This window comes from Pleionea mediterranea (assembly GCF_003148745.1).
GTDB lineage: Bacteria > Pseudomonadota > Gammaproteobacteria > Enterobacterales > Kangiellaceae > Pleionea > Pleionea mediterranea.
The window spans coordinates 263,287-289,194 of the sequence record NZ_QGGU01000001.1 but is presented as its reverse complement, the minus strand read 5'-3'; the positions used below and the strand labels follow the sequence as shown (position 1 = coordinate 289,194).

At 43.3% G+C, this 25,908-nt stretch carries 12 protein-coding genes; 4 read left to right on the top strand and 8 right to left on the bottom strand.

Features of this window, described 5'->3' with window-relative positions; translation table 11 throughout:
• Positions 1-126 precede the first annotated feature (126 nt).
• Both C8D97_RS01155 and C8D97_RS01150 read left to right on the top strand, forming a co-directional pair.
• Positions 127-1,371, top strand: coding sequence for an MFS transporter (locus C8D97_RS01155; protein ID WP_109761502.1), 1,245 nt, complete (start codon positions 127-129; stop codon positions 1,369-1,371).
• A complete protein-coding gene (locus tag C8D97_RS01150; protein ID WP_109761501.1) occupies positions 1,364-1,558 on the top strand; it encodes a CPXCG motif-containing cysteine-rich protein in 195 nt (64 codons plus the stop codon). Before C8D97_RS01155 ends, C8D97_RS01150 begins: the two co-directional genes overlap by 8 nt.
• A gap of 91 nt (positions 1,559-1,649) precedes the next feature.
• Here C8D97_RS01150 and C8D97_RS01145 read toward each other — a convergent pair whose 3' ends face one another.
• Positions 1,650-2,864, bottom strand: a complete 1,215-nt coding sequence (locus C8D97_RS01145; RefSeq protein ID WP_109761500.1) for a bifunctional alpha/beta hydrolase/OsmC family protein — start codon at positions 2,862-2,864, stop codon at positions 1,650-1,652.
• Between the two features lie 289 nt (positions 2,865-3,153).
• Between C8D97_RS01145 and yaaA the strand changes: the two genes are divergently transcribed.
• The gene (gene yaaA / locus C8D97_RS01140) at positions 3,154-3,924 is read left to right on the top strand and encodes a peroxide stress protein YaaA (RefSeq protein ID WP_109761499.1); all 771 of its coding nucleotides are present in this window, start codon (positions 3,154-3,156) and stop codon (positions 3,922-3,924) included.
• A 145-nt stretch (positions 3,925-4,069) separates the two neighbouring features.
• On the opposite strand, the gene C8D97_RS01135 is transcribed toward yaaA, so the two are convergent.
• The 7 genes from C8D97_RS01135 to C8D97_RS01105 form a co-directional block, all read right to left on the bottom strand.
• Positions 4,070-6,172 (bottom strand): alpha-amylase family protein, encoded by a 2,103-nt coding sequence (locus C8D97_RS01135; RefSeq protein WP_245411367.1) that lies wholly within the window; start codon positions 6,170-6,172, stop codon positions 4,070-4,072.
• 119 nt (positions 6,173-6,291) lie between these two features.
• Positions 6,292-8,928 (bottom strand): TIM-barrel domain-containing protein, encoded by a 2,637-nt coding sequence (locus C8D97_RS01130; protein WP_109761498.1) that lies wholly within the window; start codon positions 8,926-8,928, stop codon positions 6,292-6,294.
• A gap of 171 nt (positions 8,929-9,099) precedes the next feature.
• Positions 9,100-13,449 (bottom strand): alpha-1,6-glucosidase domain-containing protein, encoded by a 4,350-nt coding sequence (locus tag C8D97_RS01125; RefSeq protein ID WP_109761497.1) that lies wholly within the window; start codon positions 13,447-13,449, stop codon positions 9,100-9,102.
• Between the two features lie 36 nt (positions 13,450-13,485).
• A complete protein-coding gene (locus C8D97_RS01120) occupies positions 13,486-16,575 on the bottom strand; it encodes a TonB-dependent receptor (RefSeq protein WP_109761496.1) in 3,090 nt (1,029 codons plus the stop codon).
• A 300-nt stretch (positions 16,576-16,875) separates the two neighbouring features.
• On the bottom strand, positions 16,876-18,477 hold the full coding sequence (locus C8D97_RS01115) for a tryptophan halogenase family protein (protein WP_109761495.1): 1,602 nt from the start codon (positions 18,475-18,477) through the stop codon (positions 16,876-16,878).
• Between the two features lie 159 nt (positions 18,478-18,636).
• A complete protein-coding gene (locus C8D97_RS01110) occupies positions 18,637-21,507 on the bottom strand; it encodes a TonB-dependent receptor (protein WP_109761494.1) in 2,871 nt (956 codons plus the stop codon).
• A 608-nt stretch (positions 21,508-22,115) separates the two neighbouring features.
• Positions 22,116-23,672: an MFS transporter gene (locus tag C8D97_RS01105; protein WP_210204805.1), complete on the bottom strand. Its 1,557-nt coding sequence runs from the start codon at positions 23,670-23,672 to the stop codon at positions 22,116-22,118.
• 422 nt (positions 23,673-24,094) lie between these two features.
• On the opposite strand from C8D97_RS01105, the gene C8D97_RS01100 reads away from it, so the two are divergent.
• Positions 24,095-25,768 carry an alpha-glucosidase family protein gene (locus tag C8D97_RS01100; RefSeq protein WP_109761493.1) on the top strand — a complete coding sequence of 558 codons (1,674 nt, stop codon included), beginning with the start codon at positions 24,095-24,097 and terminating at the stop codon, positions 25,766-25,768.
• Positions 25,769-25,908 lie beyond the last annotated feature (140 nt).

The window sequence follows — 25,908 nt, the reverse complement described above, 5'->3', positions numbered from 1 at the left end:
TATCAGACTGCCTTTAAATCTAGTACACATAAGTATAAATACAATAATAAACATTAAGGAGTCAGTATCAAACAAGGCAATTTTCAAAAATACCTGATTTTATTGGTGCTAGTGTTTGCAGGCGAAATGATTTTCAGCTTGCCTTTTCATATAACACGTTTCTTCCGCCCGATTTTTCTTGATGTGCTTGATATCAGCAATACCGAGCTGGGTGATATTTTTGCCGTATACGGTGTGGTTGCCATGCTGTCTTATTTTCCGGGTGGCTTTATTGCTGATAAATTTTCCGCCCGTCATTTAATGAGTTTATCCCTGTTTGCCACCGCACTTGGTGGCCTTTATCTCTACACACTGCCAAATGCTGCTGGACTTCATTGGTTATTCGCTTATTGGGGCCTAACCAGTATCCTGCTGTTTTGGGCCGCCATGATTAAAATGACTCGGGTGATTGCAGGTCAACACTCTCAGGGTAAAGCCTTTGGCATACTCGATGGTGGACGAGGTCTGGTTGCTTCTCTGGTAGCCATGCTGGCGGTTGGCCTGCTCAGTGTCGGAGTGTTAGACAAATCGGTCACAGTGGCTTCAGGCGATACGGTTTCGACTGCTGATAACCTGCAAATGATTATCATGCTCTATACTGCGACAACAACTTTGGCTGCAATAGTCATATTATTGATCCCTCAACGTTTTGTTGCTCAGCAAAGCGCACAACAGCAAACAGCGTACTCTCCATCGACAGATCTATCAGGCTTTAAGCCCAAATCCCAAAGCGTGTTTCGCGATCCTGTGATCTGGCTGCAAGCCACCGTAGTGATTACGGCCTACTGCGGTTATAAGGCACTGGATAACTATGGTGTGTTTGCCGTAGACGTTTTGAATATGACTGCGGCCGAATCCGCCGAGCTCACCGGATACTTAAGTTTTTTGCGACCAATATCGGCCATTGGTGCCGGGGTTATCGCTGATCGACTTCGCGCCAGTCACGCCATACTTGTACTGTTTGCCACTCTGCTTACCACCTTCCTGTTGCTCTCCCTTATCAACTCTCCTTACCACTTTAAAATAACCGCAATAACAGGCCTGGCAATCACCAGCATAGCCGTGTTTGCTCTCAGAGGCGTTTATTTTGCTCTGCTTGAGGAAAGTAAGATTAACACCGGACAAACAGGTAAAGCAGTGGGCATTATTTCAGCCGTTGGCTACACGCCCGATATCTTTTTTGCCCCCATTACCGGACGCCTGCTTGATGCCAATCCCGGGATAACCGGTTTTCAACACTACTTTATATTTATTGCGATCATGTCTATGCTGGGATTACTGGCCAGTTACCTAATAGTCAAATGTATGAGCAATAAGAAACAACATGAATGATTGGGAAGAATACGATGGTTTCTGCCCTTATTGCGGCGAACCCATCACTTTGTTAATTGACTGCAGCGAAGCCGAACAGCGCTATGTGGAAGACTGCGAAGTGTGCTGCCGGCCAATAGAAATAGAAGTCGCAATACAGCAAGACGGAAGCTTACAGGTGATATTGAAAGACGAAAACGCCACCTGATCAATTCAAGTAAAATCCAGTTAAAAAATTTTAACCTGTTGCTTTTATTTACAAGCGCATTTCACAAGCTAGCTCTTATTTAAGCTCGCTCCTATTTAAGCTCAGTCGTAATATCTATTTTTCCGCACAGCGTACGATGCACCGGACACTTATCGGCGATTACTAATAACTGCTCACGCTGTTCTTCTGATAAATCTCCGTCCAATGTTAATACCCGATGAAAAACCTCTATTTTGGCATCGGATTTATCACAATTTTCGCAATCATTGGCGTGCTGCCTTGAGTGCTCCAGACTAACTGAAACGTCTTTTAATGGTATTTTTTTACGGTTGGCATACATTCGAATGGTCATTGAAGTACAGGTGCCCAGTGCGGCCAACAAATGTTCATAGGGATCTGGTCCCAAATTATCACCACCTACTTTTGCAGGCTCATCCGCTAACCATACGTGAGTATCGGATAACACATTGCGTGTAAATCGATGATTGCGTTCGTTCACAATAATTTTTCCTGAAGCAACCTGAGTGGGCTTTTCCCTTACAGGAGTGTAATCAGGCAAGTAACGAATCGCCCAGCTGGCAATAACTTCGGCAGCGTATTCCGCATCCTGCTTTTTAGTCAGCAGATGATCGGCACTGTCGAGACTAATAAAACTTTTAGGGTGTTTGGCGGCTTTGTAAATAATTTCAGCCTGCTTAATATCCACCACCGTATCCACTGGTGAATGCATTACCAAAAGCGGCATATTCAGTGAGGCAATTGGCTGAGTATCCGATTGTTTAATATCGTCAAGAAATTGCTTTTTAATCAGAAAGTTTCGCCCAGCCAAGTTAACTTCAGCCGCACCTTTTTCTTCAATGGTATCAATACTGCACGTCAGTTGTTTGGTCACATGTGACGCCTGAGCCGGCGCACCAAGAGTTGCCACAGCTTTTACTTCTGCAATACGATGCGCCGCCCGTATCACTGCAGCTCCGCCCAAACTGTGACCCACCAGAAGATCCGGCGCTTTATAATGCTTTCGTAAATGATTGGCAGCAGCAATCAAGTCATCAATATTGGAAGAAAAGTTAGTATTGGCAAAATCACCATCACTGCCGCCTAACCCGGTAAAATCAAATCGAAGTACCGCAATTCCACGATTCACAAGCCCTCGCGCAATTCGTGAAGCGGCAATGACATCTTTTCCACAGGTAAAGCAATGAGCAAAAATGGCGTAATGCTCAGCACCTTCATTGGGTGTTTCTAAAAGCCCAACTAACTGATTGCCATTGCTTTCAAAGGTCAATTGTTGTCGATTAGCCATTTATCTCTCCCACTTCGTCAGCATCCATATAATGCCTATTGTTATTAGAGCGGTTACATTACCGCTACATAACTCTGATGCACCTAACTCTTATACACCTAACTCTTATACACCTAACGTCATCTACACCTAAATTCATACTTCCAGCGTAACACAATATTCAATCGATAAAATCCATAAGCAAGCCTGAAATAATTCGGTGGATCTGTTATTCTCTGTGGCCTAATTAGCACCAGTACTGCTGACTGCAGTACTATGATTTATCCAACTAACGATTAAACTAAAAACTATGATTACCGTTATCTCACCCGCCAAAAGTCTCGACTTTGAAAGCCCTTTAGCCACAAAAAAGTTTACGCAACCTGAGTTTCTGGATCAGTCCGAACTTTTGATCAAAGAATTAAAAGCCTTAACCCATCAGGATATAGCCGGACTTATGAAATTGAGTGATAAATTGGCCGAGTTAAACTTGCATCGATTTCAATCGTTTAAAACACCCTTCACGCCTGATAATGCACGCCCTGCAGTGCTCGCTTTTAAAGGCGACGTCTACCAAGGGTTAGAAGCCGACACATTAAAAGCGAAAGACTTTACATTCGCACAAAAGCATTTACGAATATTATCGGGATTATACGGTTTATTAAAACCTCTGGATCTAATACAGCCTTACCGACTCGAAATGGGCACGCGTTTTGCTAATCAGCGAGGAAAAAATCTCTATGACTTTTGGCAAAACCGAATTCATGACGCCATCGTTACATTGTTAGAAAAGCACCGCTCGCCAGTGTTAATCAACCTCGCTTCGAATGAATATTTTAAAGCCGTAAAAGCTAAGCAATTGCCCTATTCAATCATCACGCCCCAGTTTAAAGACTATAAAAACGGGCAATACAAAATGATCAGCTTTTTTGCCAAACGCGCCAGAGGCCTGATGTCACGCTATATCATCGATAATCAGATTGACTCTCCTGATGATTTAAAATCCTTTGATGTTGACGGGTATCGATTTGATAAGAAAAACAGCAGCAAAACAGATTTAATATTTTTAAGAAAACAATAAATCGGGTTAAACGGACAGTTGCATTGGCATGAAAAATGAAGCCAGTGATTTAAAAAAGGAAATATGTAAGAAGGAATAAAATGAAGAGTTAGAGAAAGCAAACCGAGCTCGTCAGTGGAATGCTTTCTCTTACTCTTGCTATGAGTTAAGAACTCACTTTAAAAATATACGACTGCAATGGTTTTAAATCAACCTTTATAAACGCTTTTTGATCCAATACTTGTAATTTTTTTGATTCATCACCCGTTAATAGATCCGTTAATCGATAATTTTTTGCTTTTAATTGCCAATCATTGATTAACGACGGTGTCAGATGTAACTTAATTGAATAATTTTTTTCTGCACTAAAATTACTGATGACAATTATTTTTTCATCACCTTTTGAATCAACAATATTCAGATCAGTATCATCCACTTCATTTGATTCACCCGTTTTGTGTTTTTTATCCGTATCTCTGTGTGTCCAACGGGCAAATGCCAACAGGCTCTCATCATAACGTTTGTTGCGCTGCAAATTATAACCATGGAGTTCTGTAAATTTACCCAGCATCGCCGGATGATCGGCACTGATGTTTAACAACCGGGCATAAAAACGCCGTAATTGTTTTTGCTCATCGGTTAACTGCCCGCCATCAAAAGCGCCACCGTTCATCCATGCCTGATGATTCGGTACGCCCCAATAATCGAATATGGTGGTACGAGTTGGATCACCAAAGCCTGCATCGCCATCACCCGGCTCTCCCACAGACTGACCAAAGTAAATCATGGTTGGTGAGCGACTGATGGTAGCCGATACCACCATCGCCGGCATTGCTCGTCTGGGATCGCCGACAAAGGCCTTACTCGCAATACGCTGCTCGTCATGATTTTCTAAAAAATGCATTAAATATTGTTCAATATCTGCGTACTTGTGCTGAATATCGATTAACTGCCCTGTTTTTGCTTTTCCTTGCATGATCGCTTTGGTGGTGTCGTAAAAATCCACCTTATCGTATAAAACGTCCATTTTTCCAAGATGAATAAAATCTCGATACAAATGCGGCTGATAAATTTCTGCCAGCAAAAAGGCATCGGGATTTTTCATTTTGATGGCCGAATTCAAATAACTCCAAAATTCCACAGGAACTAACTCAGCTACATCAAAACGAAAGCCGTCAATGCCCATATCTAACCAGTATTCGACTATCTGTCGAAATTTTTTCCATGAGTCGGGGATCGATTGACGCTGCCAGAACGCAAAGTGCTGTTGATAGTCTTTTTTATCAAACCCAGTAGGCAATTGTGGAAAGTCGTAGCTTCCGTCTGGTCGAACACCATAATTGATTTTTACCGTTTCATACCAGTCGTCCAATTTAGGTTGGGCACTTCGACTGCCATTACCGGTCCATTTCGCCGGTTGTTCATTAAAATAATTATCCGCTAACGGGTGCGCTTCGCCCCCCAGTGGTTGATAACCATTATTCGACTCAGGCACTTTAAAATTCTTTCCCGGCACGTAATAAAAGTTATTATCACGGGCGTACTCCACCTGCTTGTTGTCAGAGGCGCCAAAATCTTCTATCCCTTCCGGTTTTGCCAGTGAATGATAATTACGTGCCACGTGATTTGGCACAATATCAATGATCACTTTTAAACCCTGTTGATGCGTACGCTTCACTAATGACTGAAACTCTTGTAATCGATTGACAGGCTGTTCTGCCAGATCCGGGTTTACCGAATAATAATCTTTAATGGCGTAAGGCGAACCGGCGCGTCCTTTCACCACATCGGGATCATCAGACACAAGGCCTAATTCCGGATATTCATTAATTACTGCATGATGCAATACACCGGTATACCAGATATGGGTCACGCCCAATTGTTTGATCCCTTGCAAGGCGGTATCGGTAATATCATTAAATTTGCCGACACCGTTTTGCTCAATAGTGCCCCAGGGCTGATTGGTTTGATTGGTATTACCAAACAGCCGGGTAAACATTTGATAAAGTACCACCTTCCCCTGCTTATTACCGGCCAGTGGATCAAGCTGTTTCGCCTGAGTTTCCGTTAATATCGATTGATTACCATTGTTTTGGACTGCATCCGATAATGTATTATCCTTCGTCGATTGTTGATTTATTTGCCTGTCACTGTAGGTTTGCTCGACCGGTTTCGAGCAGCCGACTATGCCAGAACAACCCATCAGGCCAATCAGCAAAACCCGTGACAAAATAGTTCGATAGTTATCAATATAATATTCGAGTTTCATAATGCTCCTTAAAGCAAACAATAAATGCCAATGCTGACCAATTTCAGGCTCAGTTGTTAAGTGATAGACTGTTAAGCGATAGATTGTTAAGTGATAGATTGCTAAGCGATAAATTCAACTTAACGAACCGTTAAAGATATCGCTTGATGAGACCACTGAAATTCAATGGTTAACTGCTGCTTTTCTTCGTTGTAATTAAAATTTTCAATGCGATTCTGTCCAAACTGAATATGACTCGGCTCGGTTTGCCAACCATGGATAATGAGTGTCATTTGACGCTGCTTAGGCATTCCTTTATAGCCCTTTGCTGTAATATCTTTTGCTGAAGTGTCCTTTGTTGTAAAATTCTTTGCTGAAATGCCCTTTGCTGTAATATCTGCACCTGTATTCACGGCTTTTTTAAGAGCAACCTCTTTAGGTTCAGTAGCATTATGCTCACGTTGCTTATTCATACCATCAACATTACTGTTGTTTTCAGCCACCTCAGGAGTTCTTTTAAAAGTCAGAGTCAGTTGATCGTCTATTTGCGTGGCTTCAAAATGCAACATTTCAAATCGTTGTTGCTCAATATTGCCAAAGCGCTTGCCATCGTCATCGTACATATAGCCGCTGGCGTATCCGGGAGTATTATCATCTAAAGATGTTTTATTGTGGGATGATAATTTATTTTTCAAATCGGGTTGGGCATCAAGAGTGTGTAACCTTGGCAACGCATAGTAATGTAAGATTAACTCATCGCTCGAGTAATGCTCGGTGGTTGATACGGACTCAATCATCGGTACAAAAGAACCGGCTTTAACCAGCACTGGCATGGTGTTAAGTGTCAATGGAAAGTCGATGGTTTGCTCACCAGCATAACGCTTATCACTCCAGAAATCGTACCAATCTCCCTCAGGCAAATACACCGATTGCTTACTAATACCCGGTTCGGTAACCGGCGCTACTAAAAAGGCATCGCCCCAGAAATAACTGTCGGCCTTATCAAACAGTACGGGATTGTTTTTATCGGCAAAAAACAAGGGTCGCATTAATGGCATACCCGTTTTTGAATTTTGATACGCCAGAGTGTAATGGTAAGGCAACAATCGATAACGCAACTTAATATAGTCGCGAACAATGGACTGTGTTATTTCTTCGTGAAACACAGGTTCCGGTGCAATATGATCCTGGGCATGAGGCCGATACACCGGTTGAAACACACCAAATTGAAGCCAGCGTATGTAAAGCTCGGGATCAAAAGACTCACCGCCAGCAAAGCCGCCTAAATCGGAATGGGTGTAGGCAAGACCAAACAAACTCATTTGCAGTGCCAATTCAACCTGCGGCTTTAATCCGCCCCAACTGCGATCCACATCTCCGGTCCAGGGGATCATGCCGTAACGCTGCGAACCAATAAAACCGCTGCGCATCATGATTAACGGTCGTTGCTGTGGTTGCTGCTCACGATAGCTCTGGTAAACCATGTTCGCCCACTGGTGTCCATAAGCGTTATGTATTTCATCGCCACGGGCCATTAAACCATACTCCGATAAGGTATGAAGAGTATCGTCCGGGTGAACTTCCGGCTCGCCCAGATCACCCCAGGTTCCGGCCACGCCCTGTTTCATTAAATCTTTATAAATACCACTGAACCAGTCAATTGCTTTGCGATCAAACACATCAATTAAACAGGTATTGCCAAAGTAAAAATCAAATCGTTTTGGCTCACCCTGTTCGTTTTTGGCACAAACCTTTTTATCCACCGCTTCTTGCCAGCGTTTAGACGAGGTTAAAACAAAAGGCTCGGTGATCAAGATAGTTTTAACACCCTGCTGTTTTAACGACTCAATCATTTTTTCTGGCTCTGGAAAAGTATTTCGATCCCAATCAAGATTCCCCACATGGCCTTTTATGTCGGGACCAAACCAGAACAGATCCAGAATCACCGAATCCACTGGTATATCCTGTTGCTGGTATTGCTTGATCACCTGTTCAACTTGTTGTTGCGAGCGATAACCAAATCGAGAAGCGTGATTGCCGAACAACCAACGCGCAGGCATGGGTTGCTTACCGGTCACCATGACAAAACTGTTTATTAATTCAGGGAATGATTGTTGCGCGAATATAAGATAACTGGCTCGTCCACCTACTGATTCAAATCGCAATCGATCAGCATCGGTTTTGCCAATATCGAGAAAACCCTTGGCACTGTTATCAAACACAATGCTGTAACCGTTACTCGACATAATGGCGGGTAAGCTGTAATACATTTGTTGTGATTCAGTGGTGTAGCCGTAATGTGCACGATTGTATAAAGGAAATCGGTGACCACGACGATCCATACCGACAATTCGCTGACCAGCGCCCAAAACCTTTTCGTGATCAGCCAATGAAAAATCCACTTGTCGCTCACGATGCTTATTAATAAAGGCCGTTTGCGCCGTTAGCTTTTCATCGTTTCGGTAATACTCAATTTGCCACGTTTTTTTATCGACAATCGCTTTTAATTGATTGATTTGAAACGACACGCTCTCGTTACTGTGAATAATAATGGGTTGGGACTTTTTGGCAGACGCCGCCACAGCAAACGAGGGAAATTGAGCGTGATCGGTATTAACCAACTCAACCTGGATGGCTGCGCCATCGTAGGCGGTTAAAATTAACCGCTGACTTTGTTTTTCAAGAACCAGTTGATGACGCTTGTTTGTATTCTCAGTACATGCCAAGAGCAATACAACAAAAACAGTGACGCTAAAATATTGAAAAAGTTTATACATGAACTGCCTTGAAAATATTTATGTTTTGAATATTAATACTTTGAAAAGACTGTCGAAAAAACAAACGTCGTTTATTTATAGCAACCAAAACAATAACGCCAATAATCGCAGCTAAGCAATTATTGGCGTTTGCCGTTTATATGAGTTGCTTAAGGTTTAACACGTCGTCCGCTATAACGCTTGCACTGTCATGGTCGGAGCAGACTCATCAGGCCCTTCAACTTTGAAGCGATACGTTCCGTCTACAGGAATCGTCAATTCAATATCGCCTGCGTTAAATATTAACGTTCGAGCCTCATCAAGATTCATCACTTTATCGTCAGAATTAAGCCCGTAATTAATCCCACCATTCCATTCACTTCCAGAAAACTTAAAGCTCTGAGTTCCCGCAGTAAGCGCTATATCATAAGTGTAGATAGAGTCACCTTGATAGGTAAACTGAGTCGTTGCATCTACGGTATCCCAGTCGCCATTAATACCTCGAATATAAATGGCTTCAGAACCATACATCTGCGTTTCATGGACAGTTAAAGTCATCAAGTCAGGATTCGATGTATCAAGCAGGAAGGTATACTCGCCCGATACCGCAAAATCCATGGTCATATTGGTTGAGCCTGCCCCTGAACCAATTAACTTAGGGGTATCTTCCAGCACAAGCTGTTCACCATCACCGTGACTGAGATCCACTGTCGACCAGTCTTCAGAAGCAATTTTAAATTCCCGAACACCTGTATTAGCACCTACATCAACAATCACCTTGTAGATCCCGCCACCGGTATGCACCAGCTCAGAATCGATACCCCAGCCATTAATGCCACCTCGAATATAAATTGCGGTTCCAGAATAAATATCGGCATTGCGGATGGTCAGCTCAGGCGCTTCCGGATCATTGGCATTAATTTCAAAGAAATAGTTACTGCTTGCCGATGGCGTAAAGGATAAATTACCTGCGGCGCGACTTAACACTTTAGCGGTATTTTCCGAAACCACTCCATCACTGGCACCAAAGTCTACGGTGGACCAATCTTCCGAAGCCAATTTAAAGCCATAGGTTGTACCGGCGGTTAAATCAATATTGGTTCGATAAATGCCATCGCCCTGATAGGTTAACTGATTATCAGTACTCCAGCCGTTCATGTCGCCACGAATATACACCTGAGTATCGCCATAAGGCACTACATCGGGCGCACCAGAAGTTGCATAAGCGGATAACCCTTCGCCCTGTGTTCCGCCCTGCGGCTTAACAAACACAGCCATGGTCCGTGCAGGAACTGTAAAGCTGCCTTCATCGGTACCTGCAGTAAATAGAGCATTCGCCATAGCCGGATCAACCGAAGCCATTAACGTTGGGTGCAGTTCGAATCCGGAGGCTGTAGGAATGGTGTGAGTGTAATCGTTTTCAGTGCCATTAATCATCACAACCAGAGCATCAACGGTCGGATCCAGATCGGGCAAACCGGTGCCATCATCAATACTCATCACCACCACGCCATGGGTTTGATTACCACCAATATTGTGGAAGCCAACGCGATCAATGATCGATTGCTCATCGGTTAAACGGAACAATTTACTATCACGACGGATGGATAAAAACTCCTTAAACACATCGCTGGCAAATTGAATATCCGATGGCATCGCCTGTGTATTGGAACTGGCTGCCAAGGAGGCAATGCTTACCGGAGTGGGATCACTGGAGTCACTGTACCAACGATGGCCGTTATCTTGCTCCAATGGTAAACCCACATTCCAGTTATTGGTGATCATGCTGTAATCAACATAATTAAACCAGTCACCGGCGTCGTAAGAGTTTTTATCGAGCGATTTTGAGCGCAACATTTCACCGCCCAGCTGTAAAAATGGAATGCCCTGACTCATTAAAGGCACCGCCGCCGAAATATTTGCAATTCGAACCCGGTCAGCGAGTGAAACGTCGCTCGGTAATTGAAACTGCAGCATATCCCACAAAGTTTCATTGTCGTGTTTCGACACATAATTAATCACATCAGCAGGATCCAGTGCGTAAGCGGATGGATTAAAGCTGGCCCCCGTAGAGGTTGTGCCATTACTGCTGACCAATACATAATTCGCCAGCGTGCCAGCCAGGCCCAGTTTTACAATATCTTGCGCACCGGTATTACCGTCGGCTTTGAATAAATCGGCTTTCCGAACAGCGTCGCGTAAACGATCATTAAAGGTGGCCACTTCGGTTCCTGCCATATTAGCCTGGTTGGCCGATGTATCATTGTAGCCATCATCACGTTTCCAACCCTCACCGTAAAAATAACTGTCGGGATCAATGGATTGAACCAGAGCTCGTGCATCCAGCATTTGTTGTTTGGAGCCGTGACTCATAATGTCAAATCGATAGCCATCAATTCCGTATTGTTCGGTCCACTGAATAAGCGAGTCTTTCATAAACTTATCCATCATGGTGTTGTAAAGTTCGGTGTCATTACAACAGGTACTTTGCGTGACACTGCCACTAACAATGTCACGTCGATGGTAATAACCCGGTACCACTTTATCGAATACGGAATTATCAAAGGTACCGGCGGAGTTGGTATGGTTGTACACCACATCAACCACAACTCGCAGCCCTAAATCGTGTATCGCTTTGACCATGGCACGGAATTCTTTGATCCGCGCAGTGCCGTCCGGATCGGTGGCGTAAATACCATCTGGCACATTGAAGTGTTTCGGATCGTAGCCCCAGTTAAACGAATCATACTGACGCATATCGTTGACTAACGCTTGTGCCTGTTCAGACAGAGGTCCATAACTTTCGAGCACGTCTTGAATAATCGATGATTCCGATTCCGAACCACACACGCTAGCGTCTGTGTTTACTCGGCAAAGGTCGCCAATTGTGTCATCCACATCCACAATAAGATTTTCAAATTCATTAATGGTGGCAATATCATTAACTGGCAACAAATGCAGATGGGTTAAACCGGACGCCACCAAATTAGATAAATGATTAACAGGCGCAGATCCCTGTTCGGTAAACGCCATGTATTTGCCTCTATTTTCAGCCGATACGCTTGTATTGCGCGCACTGAAATCACGCAAATGCATTTCATAAATAACCGCATCTTCCGGATCAGTAATAGTGGGTACACTGTGCCCCTGCCAGCCATCCGGGTATAAATCCGCATCGGACAAATTAACCAATTGCGAATATTCACCGTTCATCGAAAGACTGACCGAATAGGGATCGGTTGAAGTGATGGTTTCAAACTTATTGGTTGCGTAATGAAACAGATCAAGCTCGTAACGGTAATATCGTCGATCAAGACTGGCCGGTGCAGAATAATGCCAGATCCCCGTTGCGGTATCTTCTGTCATATCAAAACTGGATTCGAGTACTTTATCGTCGCGATAAATATTCAATCGCACAGCACGGGCAGTGGGCGCCCACACAGACAGCTCGATAGCATTGTCGCTGTAATTAACACCCAGTGTCGATTCGTCTGCGTCATTTTCGCCTTGCGTATACAGCGCATCCAATGCTTTTGCAGTTTGTACATGAGTGGCTTTTATTGCGATACCTGATGCATCATACCCCACCAAAATCACCTGACCTTTTAACGCAGCTTTTGCATCTTCAACACTCCAGTCACCACTAAAAGCTGGCCAAGCGTTTACCAGAGGATGAATGCCCGCTTGCTCAGTGGTTAATGTTGTTTCAGATAATGTAATGGCTGTGCCAGAAACATTACTGTCTTCATCAATCTCAATTTCACTGTCTACCGAGTAATGTATTTTTACTTCAGTAACCAGATCGGAGCCGTGATCCCAGACAAGGGTTGTTGCATCAAGCCAGTGAGCCGCTGCGTCTTCAACTTTTAATACCGCTGCGCCTAATGACACTACCGGAAATTCAAATACAGTAGGGTTGCCAGAAAAGGTCCAGTTCATGCGCACAAAGTCAGGATCATCTTGCACCAGATTCATGGTTTTATCGGCGCCGCCCATTTCCTTACCGGCATCATCGGTTCCAATATGAATAATAAAATTAGCGCAATCGTCGTAACCGTCTTTTAAATTTAAAATCCAATAAGCGCCGTAATTAGGATCAATGCCATCAAACTGCAAACCATTTTGCCAGGACGGAGCAATAGAGCCGGTATCATAAGCATCACAGCTTTCATTGTTCCAGGTATGCAAACGGTAACCATTGTAAACCGGATCGCCCGGTGAATTATTCGCATCCACATCGCCGCGGTTATAAAACAGAATCGCCTGATTATCTCCTGCCATTACCGTTGGTGCTGGCGCATTAGGATCACGACCAATCACACAGGCATCATTCGTTTCATTAGGAACCGTTGGAGGGTCACACTGTAACGGCGGAGGATCGACACATTGGGTACCGGATGCATTGGGTACCTGTGGCAAATCGCAACTGAGTAACTCCTGGCCACTTAATACTTCACCAGATAGAGGATTTTCACACGCGGTCAGACTTAAAAGTGTTATCACCACACTGACCACAACAAATAATTGTTTAAATATGTTCATTTTAAAACTCCGAATAGGCATTTTAGGTCAGCACTCTTACAACGAATAATTCACGCCAAGAAACATCTGGCGTCCAAAGTACTGGATAGTTCCGGTTCGTGACTCCGAAACAAAATACGACTTGGTGGGTTGGTCTGTTAGATTGTTGATTTGAAACAACAGACGGGTATTGTCATTCACATCGTAAGACGCCTGATAATCAAACACGGTCTCATCATCAAAATAAACCACCTGCTCATTAACGCCCCATTGCCTAGAAACAAATTCGGATCGATAACGAGTGCTTAACCGGGTTTCAAATCCGTCGTAACTGTAAAACAGAGTGGCATTGGCCACATGACGGGATAAACCTTCAAAAGAAATTTCACCTTTTATCTGTCCGGTTTCCGTTAAAGTTTTTACCGCACTGTCGGTGTACGCGTAACTGGCGTTAACACCAAGTCCTGACCAAAAGTCTGGCAGAAAATCAAACACCGTTGTGGTGGCCAGCTCAAAGCCATGGATCGAACCGCCTTCATCATTGTTAAAAGCGTAAGTAAAATTACCGTTACCGACTTCATACTCCACTAATGATTGAGGATCAATATAGGTTTCAGGGGTTGGAATGCCAGCGGCGGCAAAGTCAAAATTTTCAATGGTAATGGTATCGACAAAGTTTTTAATATTTTTGTAAAACACCGCAACCGAAAAACCGCCGGTGCCATCCGCGTAATAATGCTCCCAGGATAAATCGTACTGATCCGCCATAAAGGGTTTTAATCGAGGGTTATTGGTTTGACTGGCGTTATAAACTTTAACTTCTGGATTTTCCGGCGTCCGATTTGGATTATCATCAATCGAACCACTAAAGTCAGCCGCCAGACGATTGATTTCTGGACGAGCCATTACCCGTGCTGCAGCAAAACGCAGCTGTGAATCTTCTGTCAGTTTAAAGTTTAAGTTGAGTGACGGTAAGAAATCGGTGTAGTCAATACCATCTTCATCTCGGGCAAATCGGAAGCTGGTTAAACCCGCTTCATCAACAATATATTCAGCACCTAACGCCAGTCGTTGCTCTAACGGTAACGACTCATCCACTGCGCGCAGTCGAGTGGCCGACTGTTCGGTATTGACCATGCGTACACCGACATTACCGGTAACCGGAATATCGAATAAATAGGTATCAATATTGCCTAAAAAGTAAGCCGCGGTAACGTCTTCAAATACCGATCCGCTTTGCCTAACTGACCAGTCCGTTGAATAATCCAATTCACCCTGTAAGTTAGTACCAAAGGTTGTCACTGGTGTACCAACGCCATTCGGTAACCAGCTTGCCAACACCTGATCGATATCCAGTGCCAGATAACTTGGGAAATGAGCAAAGTCGCCCTGCCAATGAACCACCGATGCCATACCCGGCTGTAATTGAAACGGACCTTCTATCGATGAAAACTCTTCATTACCGTATTCAAACACTTTTCGAGTCGAATCGTAGCGACGTTCCGAGTAACGAACACCAAATTCAAACGACGACAAAATATTGTTATCGAACAACTCATAAGTGCCATCCAGTCGAAGGGCGTTCACAGTGTCATCATACAGATAAGGATAAGTTCCATACTTCGCCGCCATTACACTGTTCAAATCGGTAAAGTCCTGATTGAACCCAACCGATGGAATATCGAGTCCCGAGTATTGATAATTAATAACCACATTTTCATCAAAAACCGGATTCGCTAAACTGGCATCTTCAGCCAGGCCACTCCAGAGCAGTCGGTTTTGAAAATCACTGGTGCCCTTTGAATGAGATAAGTCGGCCTTAAAGTTAAACGCACTGGTTAACTGCCACTCGGCCTTTGCGCCATAACTGTTCACTTCATCAATTTCGGTGTCGTCATCGTTGGCAATCTCAACCCGGGTAAAACTGTCCGTCGTACGTGCCACCACACCACCGACCATTGTGTTATCGGTAATTCTTGGGAAATAATAATTAGCCGCCGAACCACCAAACTTAACCCGTAAACCACGGGCCCATTGTTCGGAATCAAACTTGGAACTGAACGCATCAAGTTTAAGAATAAAATCACTGTTAGGAACCCATTCAAAGGCTGCGACATAACCGTCACGCGTTTCCTTACCGCCTTTGTGCTGTAACTCCATGCCTTCTGAAATTAATTCACACTCCGGGCAATCGGCATCAGCGCCTAAATCCGTATCGCCGGCAATCCCATCAAGATCAAGCGTTGTTGGATAGGTTAAACCGATAAACTGCTCGGCTACCGAGGGCTGATTTAATCTTGCAAACCCTAATGCCACGCCAATAGTGTCGTTGGCAAACTTCCCCTGATAAGAAAAGCTTAATCGCTCACCCAGTTGATCGGCGTCGTGTACCGAACTGGCTCTGTCGTTATACATCGCCCGGGCGTTAAGATTAAACTTATGCTGCTCGGCATTGGCTAAAGGACTCACCGTTCGCAGCTCGATGGAACCAGCAACACCGCCTTCAATCAGTGACGCTTTTTGTGACTTGTAAACCGAGCCCGATGAAATAAGTTCCGATGGGTATTGATCAAAATCGACACTGCGCGTTCCGGAAGTAGACACCTGCTCGCGACCGTTTAACGTCGAGTGGATAAAAATACCGGATAAACCACGAATATTGATTTCCGCAGCCTGACCACCGGTACGAATGGCCGAAATACCCGGTAAACGGGTTAATGCATCGGCAATAGAAACATCGGGCAGCGAACCAATGTCATCGGCGGATAACTGTTCCGATACGGTATCCGCATTACGCTTTTCTTCCAGAGAACGAATTAATGAACCACTGTAACTGCCAGTGATGACCAATTTATTGTCTTCTTTCTCCGTTGCTTGTGCCGACTCATGGGCAACCGAATTCGATTCAGTGTTTTCATTTTGAATCGATTGCTCTGCATTAGTATTTTCTTGAGAGTTCTTTTTCGTTTCATCCGACTTGTCAGTTTTATTGGATTGTTGAGTCTGCTCCGACTTTTCAGTTTGTGCTGCAGTCGCTTGTTGATTCGATGCTGATTCGTTCGCCCATGCATACGATGGCATTGTTGAAAATACACATCCTGCTGTGGTCAAAGCAATGGTTAGCGCACTCGGCTTAAATATTGCCATATCCCTACCCCCGGAATGATTGTTGTAAGCCGCTATGTCGCAATGCGTCATAACGTTTGTTTTATATTTAATCAATAATACTCAGGTTCAATTTTGTAACACAATCGACTGCATACGTATTCATATCAAGAACGAATAATTAATCGGCATATTTATGATTTATTTATAGGAAGGAAAAAAGTGTTTATCGTATAAAAATAACTGAGACACAGAACAACAGCCCTTTAAAAACAGAATAAAAGTGAAGAGGTGTCAGGAAAACACCCTTGAAGAACGATTTACCGAAACTTAGATTGCTAGTTAATCAAAGCTATCTAAAAACATCTTATGGCTCGACAGTTTATCTAATCCACTGCTGATGATTACTTTTAAGTTTTTTAAAAACTCACTTAGCTGTTCATCAGAAATCATATTGGCCAATGGATGATAACTGCCGGGTACCACGCCCTGCCCCATCAACACCTGATGCCAGGCCACCTCGGAAAATAACTCATCTTGCTCCCGGAATAACTTACCGGTGTGTTTGAATAATTCAATTTTTTGTTTCAATGATTGTGGAATTGGCATATGACGGCTTTTCTGCCAAATCGACTGATTAGTTTGATGTGAATTAACGCTGTTCTTTTGATTTAAGTGCAATTTTTCATTTAAGTGCGATTTTTCATTTAAATGCGACCTTTTATTTAAGTGCGACTTTTTATTTAAGTGTGTTTTTTCATTTAAATGATAGTGCAAAATAATAAAGTCCCTGATCTTTTCGAATTCGTATTGCGACTGCCGGTTATATTCATCGACTTCCGCGTTACAAATTCCATTAGACGGTAAGTGTTTAATTAATCGGGTAATACCCTGCTGGATCAAATGCAAGCTGGTAGACTCAAGGGGCTCTAAAAATCCGCTAGATAAACCAATTGCCACTACATTTTTGTTCCACTGTTTTTTACGTCTGCCTGTAGTAAACGGAATGACTTTTGGAGCGGCAAGCGCATCACCATCCAGATGAGTTAATAGCCGGTGACAGGCTTCATCCGTTGATAAATAGTCACTTGAAAAAACCAGCCCGTTACCCGTACGGTGTTGAAGTGGGATCCGCCATTGCCAGCCTTCATTATGCGCTATCGCACGTGTATAGGGTGTGACCGGAGACGTTTTCTCACTGGGCACGGCAACGGCGCGATCACAGAACAACCAGTCAGACCAATTTTCGTAACCGGTGTTTAATACCTGCTCGATCAACAGACCTTTAAACCCTGAACAATCAATAAATAAATCGCCCTTTATTGTCTCGCCAGACTCAAGGTTCAGAGCATCAATATAACCGGATTCACTATCTTGGGTAACATCACATACTTTTCCCTCAATCCTTTTTACACCATTGGCTTCACTCAGTTGTCGTAAAAATTTGGCGTATAAAGCTGCGTCAAAATGATAGGCATAAACCAGTCCCTGTAATGGTGAATTTGGAATACGATCCATCTTTGAAAACAGGTTTCGTTTTGCTGCCTGATAATTAAACGAATAATCCCAGAAGTTGTTACTTATTCCTTTTTTATGGGCACGAAGCCAGTAATGATGAAAATGGGTAAATCCTAAATCGCGGCCTATGTTGCCAAAGGCATGCATGTAACAGTCACCATTTTTATTCCAGTTTTCAAACTGGATCCCAAGCTTTATGGTGGCCTGGGTTTGCTTTATAAACTTCGCTTCATCAATACCAAGCAATTGATTAAATAATTGTATCGGCGGAATGGTAGCCTCGCCAACACCCACAGTACCTATCGCTTCCGACTCGATAACTGTGATGTGATACTGACCTGCCGTCACTTTGGCTAACAATGCTGCAGTCATCCAGCCAGCACTTCCGCCACCTACAATAACCAGTCGATTAAAGCGTTTACCCATATTAATAAAGCCTTGTTTTAGCTAGTAGAAAATTAAGCTCACCCATACAAAATAACAACCTATCACGACTCAATACAGTCCCAAAAACTAAAACGCCCCATCGATTAGCGATGAGGCGTTTTTTAACAGGAGCTTATTGGTAAAACCTTTGTTTCAGAATTAGAACTCGTATGAAACACCGAGCATCATATTACGACCATACACCTGGTGATCTCTTACCTGGCGACGATCGTCATTGCTGTAAGAAATAAAGGGTTCATCCGTTAAGTTAGTCGCCTGTAAAAAGACTGACAAGCCTTCAACACCCGACTGCTCAAAGTCGTAACTAACCTGAGCATCGACCAGGGTTTCTGCTTGTACTGTAACGGTGGTACGTGCCAAGCTTAAGCCGGTAACCTCTCCAAGAAAATCACTGCGATAACGCACACTGGTACGGAACTGGAATCCACCATTTTCATAATAAACAGTTCCATTAGCAACCTTGCGTGATAATCCTTGCAAACGAATGGGATCGCTTTCTGAATCTTCCCGAACTTCACTGTCGGCGTAAGAAAAACTTAACACCGTACCAAAACCATCCAAACTTTCAGAAATCATCGCAAATGGCAGATTTAATGTTAACTCACCACCGCGTACATAGCCTCCAGAGCCATTTTCTGGTGCCGAAATAAGCCCTTGAGTGATCACGCCATCAATACCCAGTGAATCTGCGGTTGCAGAAAAATCCGCTTCGACGGTTGAATTATCGTTAATCCAGTTTTCCAGATGCTTATGATAAATGGCTGCAGAAAAATAGCCTTCATCAAAATAATTTTCGTAACTGACATCTATCTGATCCATCAACCAGGGACGAAGTTGTGGGTTTCCACCACTGCCACTCCAGGGCGAACGGGTAGGATCTTGTTCGTATTCCGCCTGCGTGGTATTGGCATTCGCAGCATTAAAATTAAAACCACGACTGGCGTTTAACTGATCCATACGAGGCCGTTGCAAGGTACGCGCTAACCCCACACGAATTAACTGATCGTCAGCCACTTCAAATGCCAGATTAATACTCGGCAATACTTCGGTGTAATCGGCACCGCCGCTCGCCACGTATACTTCCTGAAATCCGGTAGGATCACCATTGCTATCTTCTTCAGGACGTACCGCATTACCGGTTGAAGATTGATCCGCGTGCACAATTTGTAAGCCAAGATCACCGCGAACATTGGTGCCACCTAACATCGCATCCACATCAAGTTTAAAATAGGCGGTGGTTATTTCTTCGGACACATCCCACGAGTTAGTCGCTCGACTGGCCACGGTTAAATTTTCGCTGGTTTCGTTATACACACCCGAGTTATATAAACCGAGCATGTCGTAACTGAGCATACCGTCAATGCCTAAAAAACCAAGTGAGGTAGCAGGCAATAAAAATTCAGAAGGTACTGCTAGCATTTGCGGGTACGCATTCAATGTTAAAAAGCTGCCCTTATCACGCTTAAATTTATCGCGTTCCGACAGATTGACACCAAACTCGAGATTGGTGAAATAATCATTACTCAATGCGCGGTTTGCACTAAATTTTAAAGCGGTTAATTCATCTTGCACCCATGGATTATTGATAAAACCGTCCTGCCCATCGGACGGTACAGTAAGGCCATTACCCCAACTTAAATTTCCACCGAGCAGTAACACATTAGGATCAGCGTAATTAATTGTTGGATCAACCGTAATGCCCCGGGTACCATTCATGGATACAATGGCGTTATCACCAATGCCATTAAAATTACCACGTCCGGTACCGGCGTAAGACTCCAGTCCCCAGTCGGCACGATCCGCTTTGGAATAACTTAAATCGGCTTCCACTTCCCAGTTTTGATCAATCGTAAATACATTATTTAAACCATAGGCCTGTAACTCTGCGTCACGAATGTTCATGTCGTTTCGAACCTGGAAGAAACCGTTATTAACTTGCAACTCGGTGACATAGCCATCGTTAACTTCTAATGGGGTGATGCCGTTATTCGACCAGCCTCCACCCCACGCAAGAGGAATTTCTATACCACGCAATGTTTGTCTGTCTTCAAAGTCAGAGTAAAACGCATCAAAGGTCATGGCGTAATTGGCATTGGGCACGTATTCAACCACACCCATAAAACCGGTGCGCTTCAGTTCGCTACTGCGAACATAAGGTTTTGCACCGCCAATCACCAGAGTATCAGGATCAATATCATTACCATCACGATCCTGATACGGAATATCGTTGCCGTTACCATCGGTAGTCAGACCAAGTGTTGGATAGCCCCAGGCATTCCAGCGCTCTTCCTGATTAGGAGAATTCATATGTGAAAGACCCAGCGCAATACCTACTGTGTCATCGGCAAACTGATCAACAAAGGTTAAACTAAAACGCTCACCGGTATCGTCAGTATCCGGATTTAAATTACCGAGACTGTTTTGCTCCAGTCGGGCTGTTGCTTTTATTTTTTTCTCACCAAGTGCGAGCGGTTTAATGGTTCGCAAATCGGTGGTGCCACCTAATCCCTGAGTGGTTGCCAAAGCCGCATTTGGTGTTTTGTAAACCACTACTTCATTAATCATTTCAGAAGGGTATTGATCAAACTCTACCGCGCGGCTGTCACCAATGGTAACCTGTTCACGACCATTTAATGTGGTCATATTAAGCTCAGGCCCTAATCCACGAATGGAGATAACATTCGCACGGCCATCAAGTCGCTGAGCTGCCAGTCCGGGTAATCGAGCCAAAGACTCAGCAATGCTTACATCCGGCAGTTTACCGATATCTTCTGCAGACAAGGTTTCCACAATCGCCGAATTATTCTTTTTCATTGCCGCAGATTTTTGCAAGGATTCGCGAAAACCGGTTACGGTAACTGTGACACCGGTTTGCTTATCCTTAACTACTTTCTGTTCCTTTTGCTCATCCTGCGTTTCCGCTTCTGCGGCCATAGCCGGAAATGAGACAGCCATAGTGCCACTGGCTAACAGAGCCAAAGCAATAGATGTCGGTTTAAATTTAACCATGCAGGTTTCCTCCCCCAATCGAATATCGGTTATTCAGTTGTTATTGCGTTAACACACGCATTTATTTTTAACAGTTTAAATCAGTAAAAGTGACATTCAGCTAAAATAACAATCCATTGAAGATTCATTAAAATAAATGAACCATTAAAAAAATTAAGAGACAACTTTATAAATCACTGTTTAATGTCGCTTTTTAATATTAGTATTTTTAATATTAACTGTATTTCACTTGTTAATTATTCTTTAGTCAACGCCCGATAATTAAGGCGCTCAGCCATCCACTTATTCATATGAAAGCGAATAAGCCTATGGATCACTTATATAAAATCATGCATACGAAATCATTAATATTCATATTTCACGACCTTAACCATAATAGGCATCGGGTTACTTAACAAACAATGCCATGCATACGTATTCAATGGGAATTGTGAATTTTAAACATCAAATAACCATGACAAATACCGATTAAAAACAACGGTAATCATCAGGTTTAATATTGACCCGTTTTACTCTGTATACTTTTGGTTGGTTAAGAGATAACAGCACTCAGCGAGATAAGTGCTGTTAAAAAGAAATGTTTTTCGAACAGATTAAAAATAATTATTTTACTCGATAACCGGCTCTTTAACCCGCAGCGTTAGAATGCCTGCTAATAACATACTAAAGCCACCAATTACCAATGCGTAAATCGGCTGGTTGTCGAAAACTTTGGTAATTAAGAAGCCTAATATACTGGCGGCCAGAATTTGCGGTAATACAATAAAGAAATTAAAAATACCCATAAACAGCCCCATTTTTTTAATCGGCACCGCATTCGATAGCAGTGCATAAGGCACCGATAAAATAGACGCCCAGGCAAAGCCAATGGCAATCATGGGATAAATCAACATGGACGGTTGCTTAATGAGTAAAAATGCAATAAAGCCCAACCCACCGAGTGTAAGGTTGATCATGTGTGCAATACGCAAATTAAACCAACGCACCACCAATGGAATAATAATCGCCGCAACAACCGAAGCCAGATTGTAAGTTGAAAACAACACGCCGACCCAGTCAGCGCCCTGATTATAAAGTGCAGAAGTGGTGTCATCGGTTTGATAATGATACGACGTAATCGCTGATGTGGTGTAAGTCCACATACCAAAAAATGGAAACCAGGAAAAAAATTGCACAAATGCCAATTTTTTCATGGTTTCAGGCATATGAAATAAATCATTCATGACTTGAGAAAATCCATTTTCGAGGTGATTTTTCGCCGATAACCCACCAGCAATTAGTTGGCACACACCAAAAGCAATAAATCCACCGGATAAAATAAATAAACTGTTATCGAGCCGTTCAATATTAAAATGAATCAGCAGCGAGGCAACAACACCAATAACCAACCAGATTAATCCACCACGTATATAAGCTTCACTGCTTCTTGTTCCCGCCAGTTCACTGTCTTGATCGTCCAGTTGTGTTTCCGCTTTTTCAAACGCCTCAAGTTGCTCTGGTGAATATTCCCGGGTAGAAACAACCGTCCATAACACGGCGATTAAGAAAACCACGCCACCGGCATAGAATGCAATTTTTACAGACTCGGGCACTTCACCGGCGGCGGCAGTATTGGATACATCAAACCAGTTTGTCATCATCCAGGGCAAAGACGACGCCACCACAGAGGCCACGGCAATAAAAAAGCTTTGCAATGCATACCCGAGAGGCCGCTGCTTTCTTGGCAGCATATCACCAACAAAGGCTCGAAACGGTTCCATCGAAATATTAATCGAAGCATCCATTATCCACAGCATGCCAGCAGCAACCCAGAGTGTTGGTGAGTTCGGCATAATAAATAACGACAGGCTGGCAGCAATAGCGCCATAAAGAAAATAAGGTCGACGACGTCCCAGCTTATTCCAGGTATTGTCCCCAAGATAACCGATGATCGGTTGAACCACTAACCCTGTAATTGGAGCCGCCACCCAAAGAATCGCCATATTGCTGTAGTCGGCACCCAGTGTTTGAAAGATTCGACTGACATTGGCGTTTTGTAGTGCAAAACCAAACTGGATACCAATAAAACCAAAACACATGTTCCAAATTTGCCAGAACGACAAGCTTGGCTTCATGGCTGGTGTGACAGTTGATGTAACCGAGGGCGTTTCATTTTTTATTGTCATTATAATAGCTCTGTATTCTCACAACGAAGGTGTTTGCAAAGATCTGGATCATTCCAACCTAGATCATTGCAACAACTCTTCTTATCCTGACGCAATAGCAATAATCATTATTTAATTACAATAATGCCAATATAAAGGGCTGCTGAACCAGTTAAAAGGTAAAAATGCAGCATTGTCCGATCTTGCATACGTATTCAACCTTCCGACGATCGTTTCAAAATATCAATATTCGAAACATTATTGATGTTTTTTCTATGCATACGTATGTAGGCATTTGAATTAAATTTCAGCTTTACAGTATGCTTGAATGATTAACGCAGTAATTGCGATCCGTTTATCTAGATAGACTCAGGTTGAACTTTAGACTCAACCCATCATTAATAAAAAATCATACGCGGATCGTATGGATGAGGACCGACTCGATGTCTGACTTACAATGGTGGCGCGGCGCTGTCATTTATCAGGTTTACCCAAGAAGTATGATGGATACTAATGGCGATGGCATTGGTGACATTCCTGGTATTGTTGAAAAGCTGGATTACATTGCCGAACTTGGTGTAGACGCTATTTGGGTATCACCTTTTTTTAAATCGCCAATGAAAGATTTTGGCTACGACATCAGCGACTATCGGGATATCGATCCTATCTTTGGTGCCTTATCCGATTTTGACCAGCTTATTGAACAAGCCCATGCCCGCAATATTAAAGTGATTATCGATCAGGTATTAAGTCACACGTCCGATCAACATCACTGGTTTACCGAAAGCCGTCAAGACAAACACAATGATAAAGCCGACTGGTACGTTTGGGCCGATGCAAAAGATGATGGCACACAACCCAATAACTGGTTGTCGATTTTTGGTGGCCCGGCCTGGAAATGGGAGCCACGACGCAAACAATATTACTTGCATAATTTTTTAAGCAGTCAGCCCGATTTAAATTTTCATAATCCGGATGTTCAACAAGCTGCTCTGGAAAATATTGAGTTCTGGCTTAAACGTGGCGTTGATGGTTTCAGGCTGGATGCCATTAACTTTTGTTTTCACGATAAACAGCTGAGGGATAACCCAGCAAAAGCCGAAGCCGATAGAACCGGACGAGGCTTTAGTGAAGACAATCCCTATGCTTTTCAATACCACTATTACAACAACACTCAGCCAGAAAATATTAAATTCATTGAACAGATAAGAGCCTTGCTGGATCGTTACCCTGGCTCCGTTGCTCTGGGTGAAATTTCATCGGAAGATTCACTGGCAACCATGGCGGAATACACTTCTGGCAATAACCGGCTGCACATGGGCTACAGCTTTGAGTTATTAACCAATGATTACTCCGCCCATTACATTCGACATACGGTGGAAACATTAGAACAAAAAATGACGGAAGGCTGGCCTTGCTGGGCAATCAGCAACCACGATGTTACCCGAGTAGTGTCTCGCTGGGCGCAAAGCGCCAAGCATCAGGGTATTACCGATCAAAAATCAAAAATGTTTACCGCTTTGCTGGGTTCACTAAAAGGTTCTGTATGCAGTTATCAGGGCGAAGAGCTGGGGTTACCGGAAGCCGAAATCGAATACCATGAGCTGCAGGATCCTTACGGCATCACCTTCTGGCCAAACTTTAAAGGTCGCGATGGATGCCGAACGCCCCTGCCCTGGAACAATACTCAGAATGCTGCCGGTTTCAGTCAATCTAAACCCTGGCTTCCGGTTGCCGATGCACACCTCGCGTTGAATGTTGAACAACAAAGTAGTAACAGTAACAGTGTATTAAACGCCTATCGTCAATTTTTAAACTGGCGTAAACAGCAAGATGCTTTAATTAATGGCGATATTAGTTTTTTTGATACGGCAGAACCCATACTGGCATTTTTGCGAAAAAGCGAAGCGCAAACATTAGTGATCCTGTTTAATTTATCGGAGCAGCCGCAAAAAATTAATTTATCAGAAACGATCGATTCAAAAAAATTAACCAGTGACGTTTCGCTTAATCATTTACAAGCGTTTGATTTACCCTTTATTGAAACCGCAAAACTTACCGATGATCATTGCCATCTCCCTGGTTTTGGTTGTTTTTTTGCTGAGCTGGGTCATTAAATAAAGTTTGGTCCTGACTGTTTAATGACAACTTGTTTATTAGTAACTCGTATATTAGCAACTTGAGTATTAGCTTATTTAATTAGTAACTTTTTAAACCAGTGATTTTTCTAATTAGATACGTGCTTATTATAAACAGA

Excerpts from the sequence above, each read along its gene's own strand:
- C8D97_RS01155 (WP_109761502.1), top strand. The coding sequence starts at position 127 with ATGATTTTCAGCTTGCCTTTTCATATAACACGTTTCTTCCGCCCGATT.
- C8D97_RS01150 (WP_109761501.1), top strand. The coding sequence starts at position 1,364 with ATGAATGATTGGGAAGAATACGATGGTTTCTGCCCTTATTGCGGCGAA.
- C8D97_RS01145 (WP_109761500.1), bottom strand. The coding sequence starts at position 2,864 with ATGGCTAATCGACAACAATTGACCTTTGAAAGCAATGGCAATCAGTTA.
- yaaA (WP_109761499.1), top strand. The coding sequence starts at position 3,154 with ATGATTACCGTTATCTCACCCGCCAAAAGTCTCGACTTTGAAAGCCCT.
- C8D97_RS01135 (WP_245411367.1), bottom strand. The coding sequence starts at position 6,172 with ATGAAACTCGAATATTATATTGATAACTATCGAACTATTTTGTCACGG.
- C8D97_RS01130 (WP_109761498.1), bottom strand. The coding sequence starts at position 8,928 with ATGTATAAACTTTTTCAATATTTTAGCGTCACTGTTTTTGTTGTATTG.
- C8D97_RS01125 (WP_109761497.1), bottom strand. The coding sequence starts at position 13,449 with ATGAACATATTTAAACAATTATTTGTTGTGGTCAGTGTGGTGATAACA.
- C8D97_RS01120 (WP_109761496.1), bottom strand. The coding sequence starts at position 16,575 with ATGGCAATATTTAAGCCGAGTGCGCTAACCATTGCTTTGACCACAGCA.
- C8D97_RS01115 (WP_109761495.1), bottom strand. The coding sequence starts at position 18,477 with ATGGGTAAACGCTTTAATCGACTGGTTATTGTAGGTGGCGGAAGTGCT.
- C8D97_RS01110 (WP_109761494.1), bottom strand. The coding sequence starts at position 21,507 with ATGGTTAAATTTAAACCGACATCTATTGCTTTGGCTCTGTTAGCCAGT.
- C8D97_RS01105 (WP_210204805.1), bottom strand. The coding sequence starts at position 23,672 with ATGACAATAAAAAATGAAACGCCCTCGGTTACATCAACTGTCACACCA.
- C8D97_RS01100 (WP_109761493.1), top strand. The coding sequence starts at position 24,095 with ATGTCTGACTTACAATGGTGGCGCGGCGCTGTCATTTATCAGGTTTAC.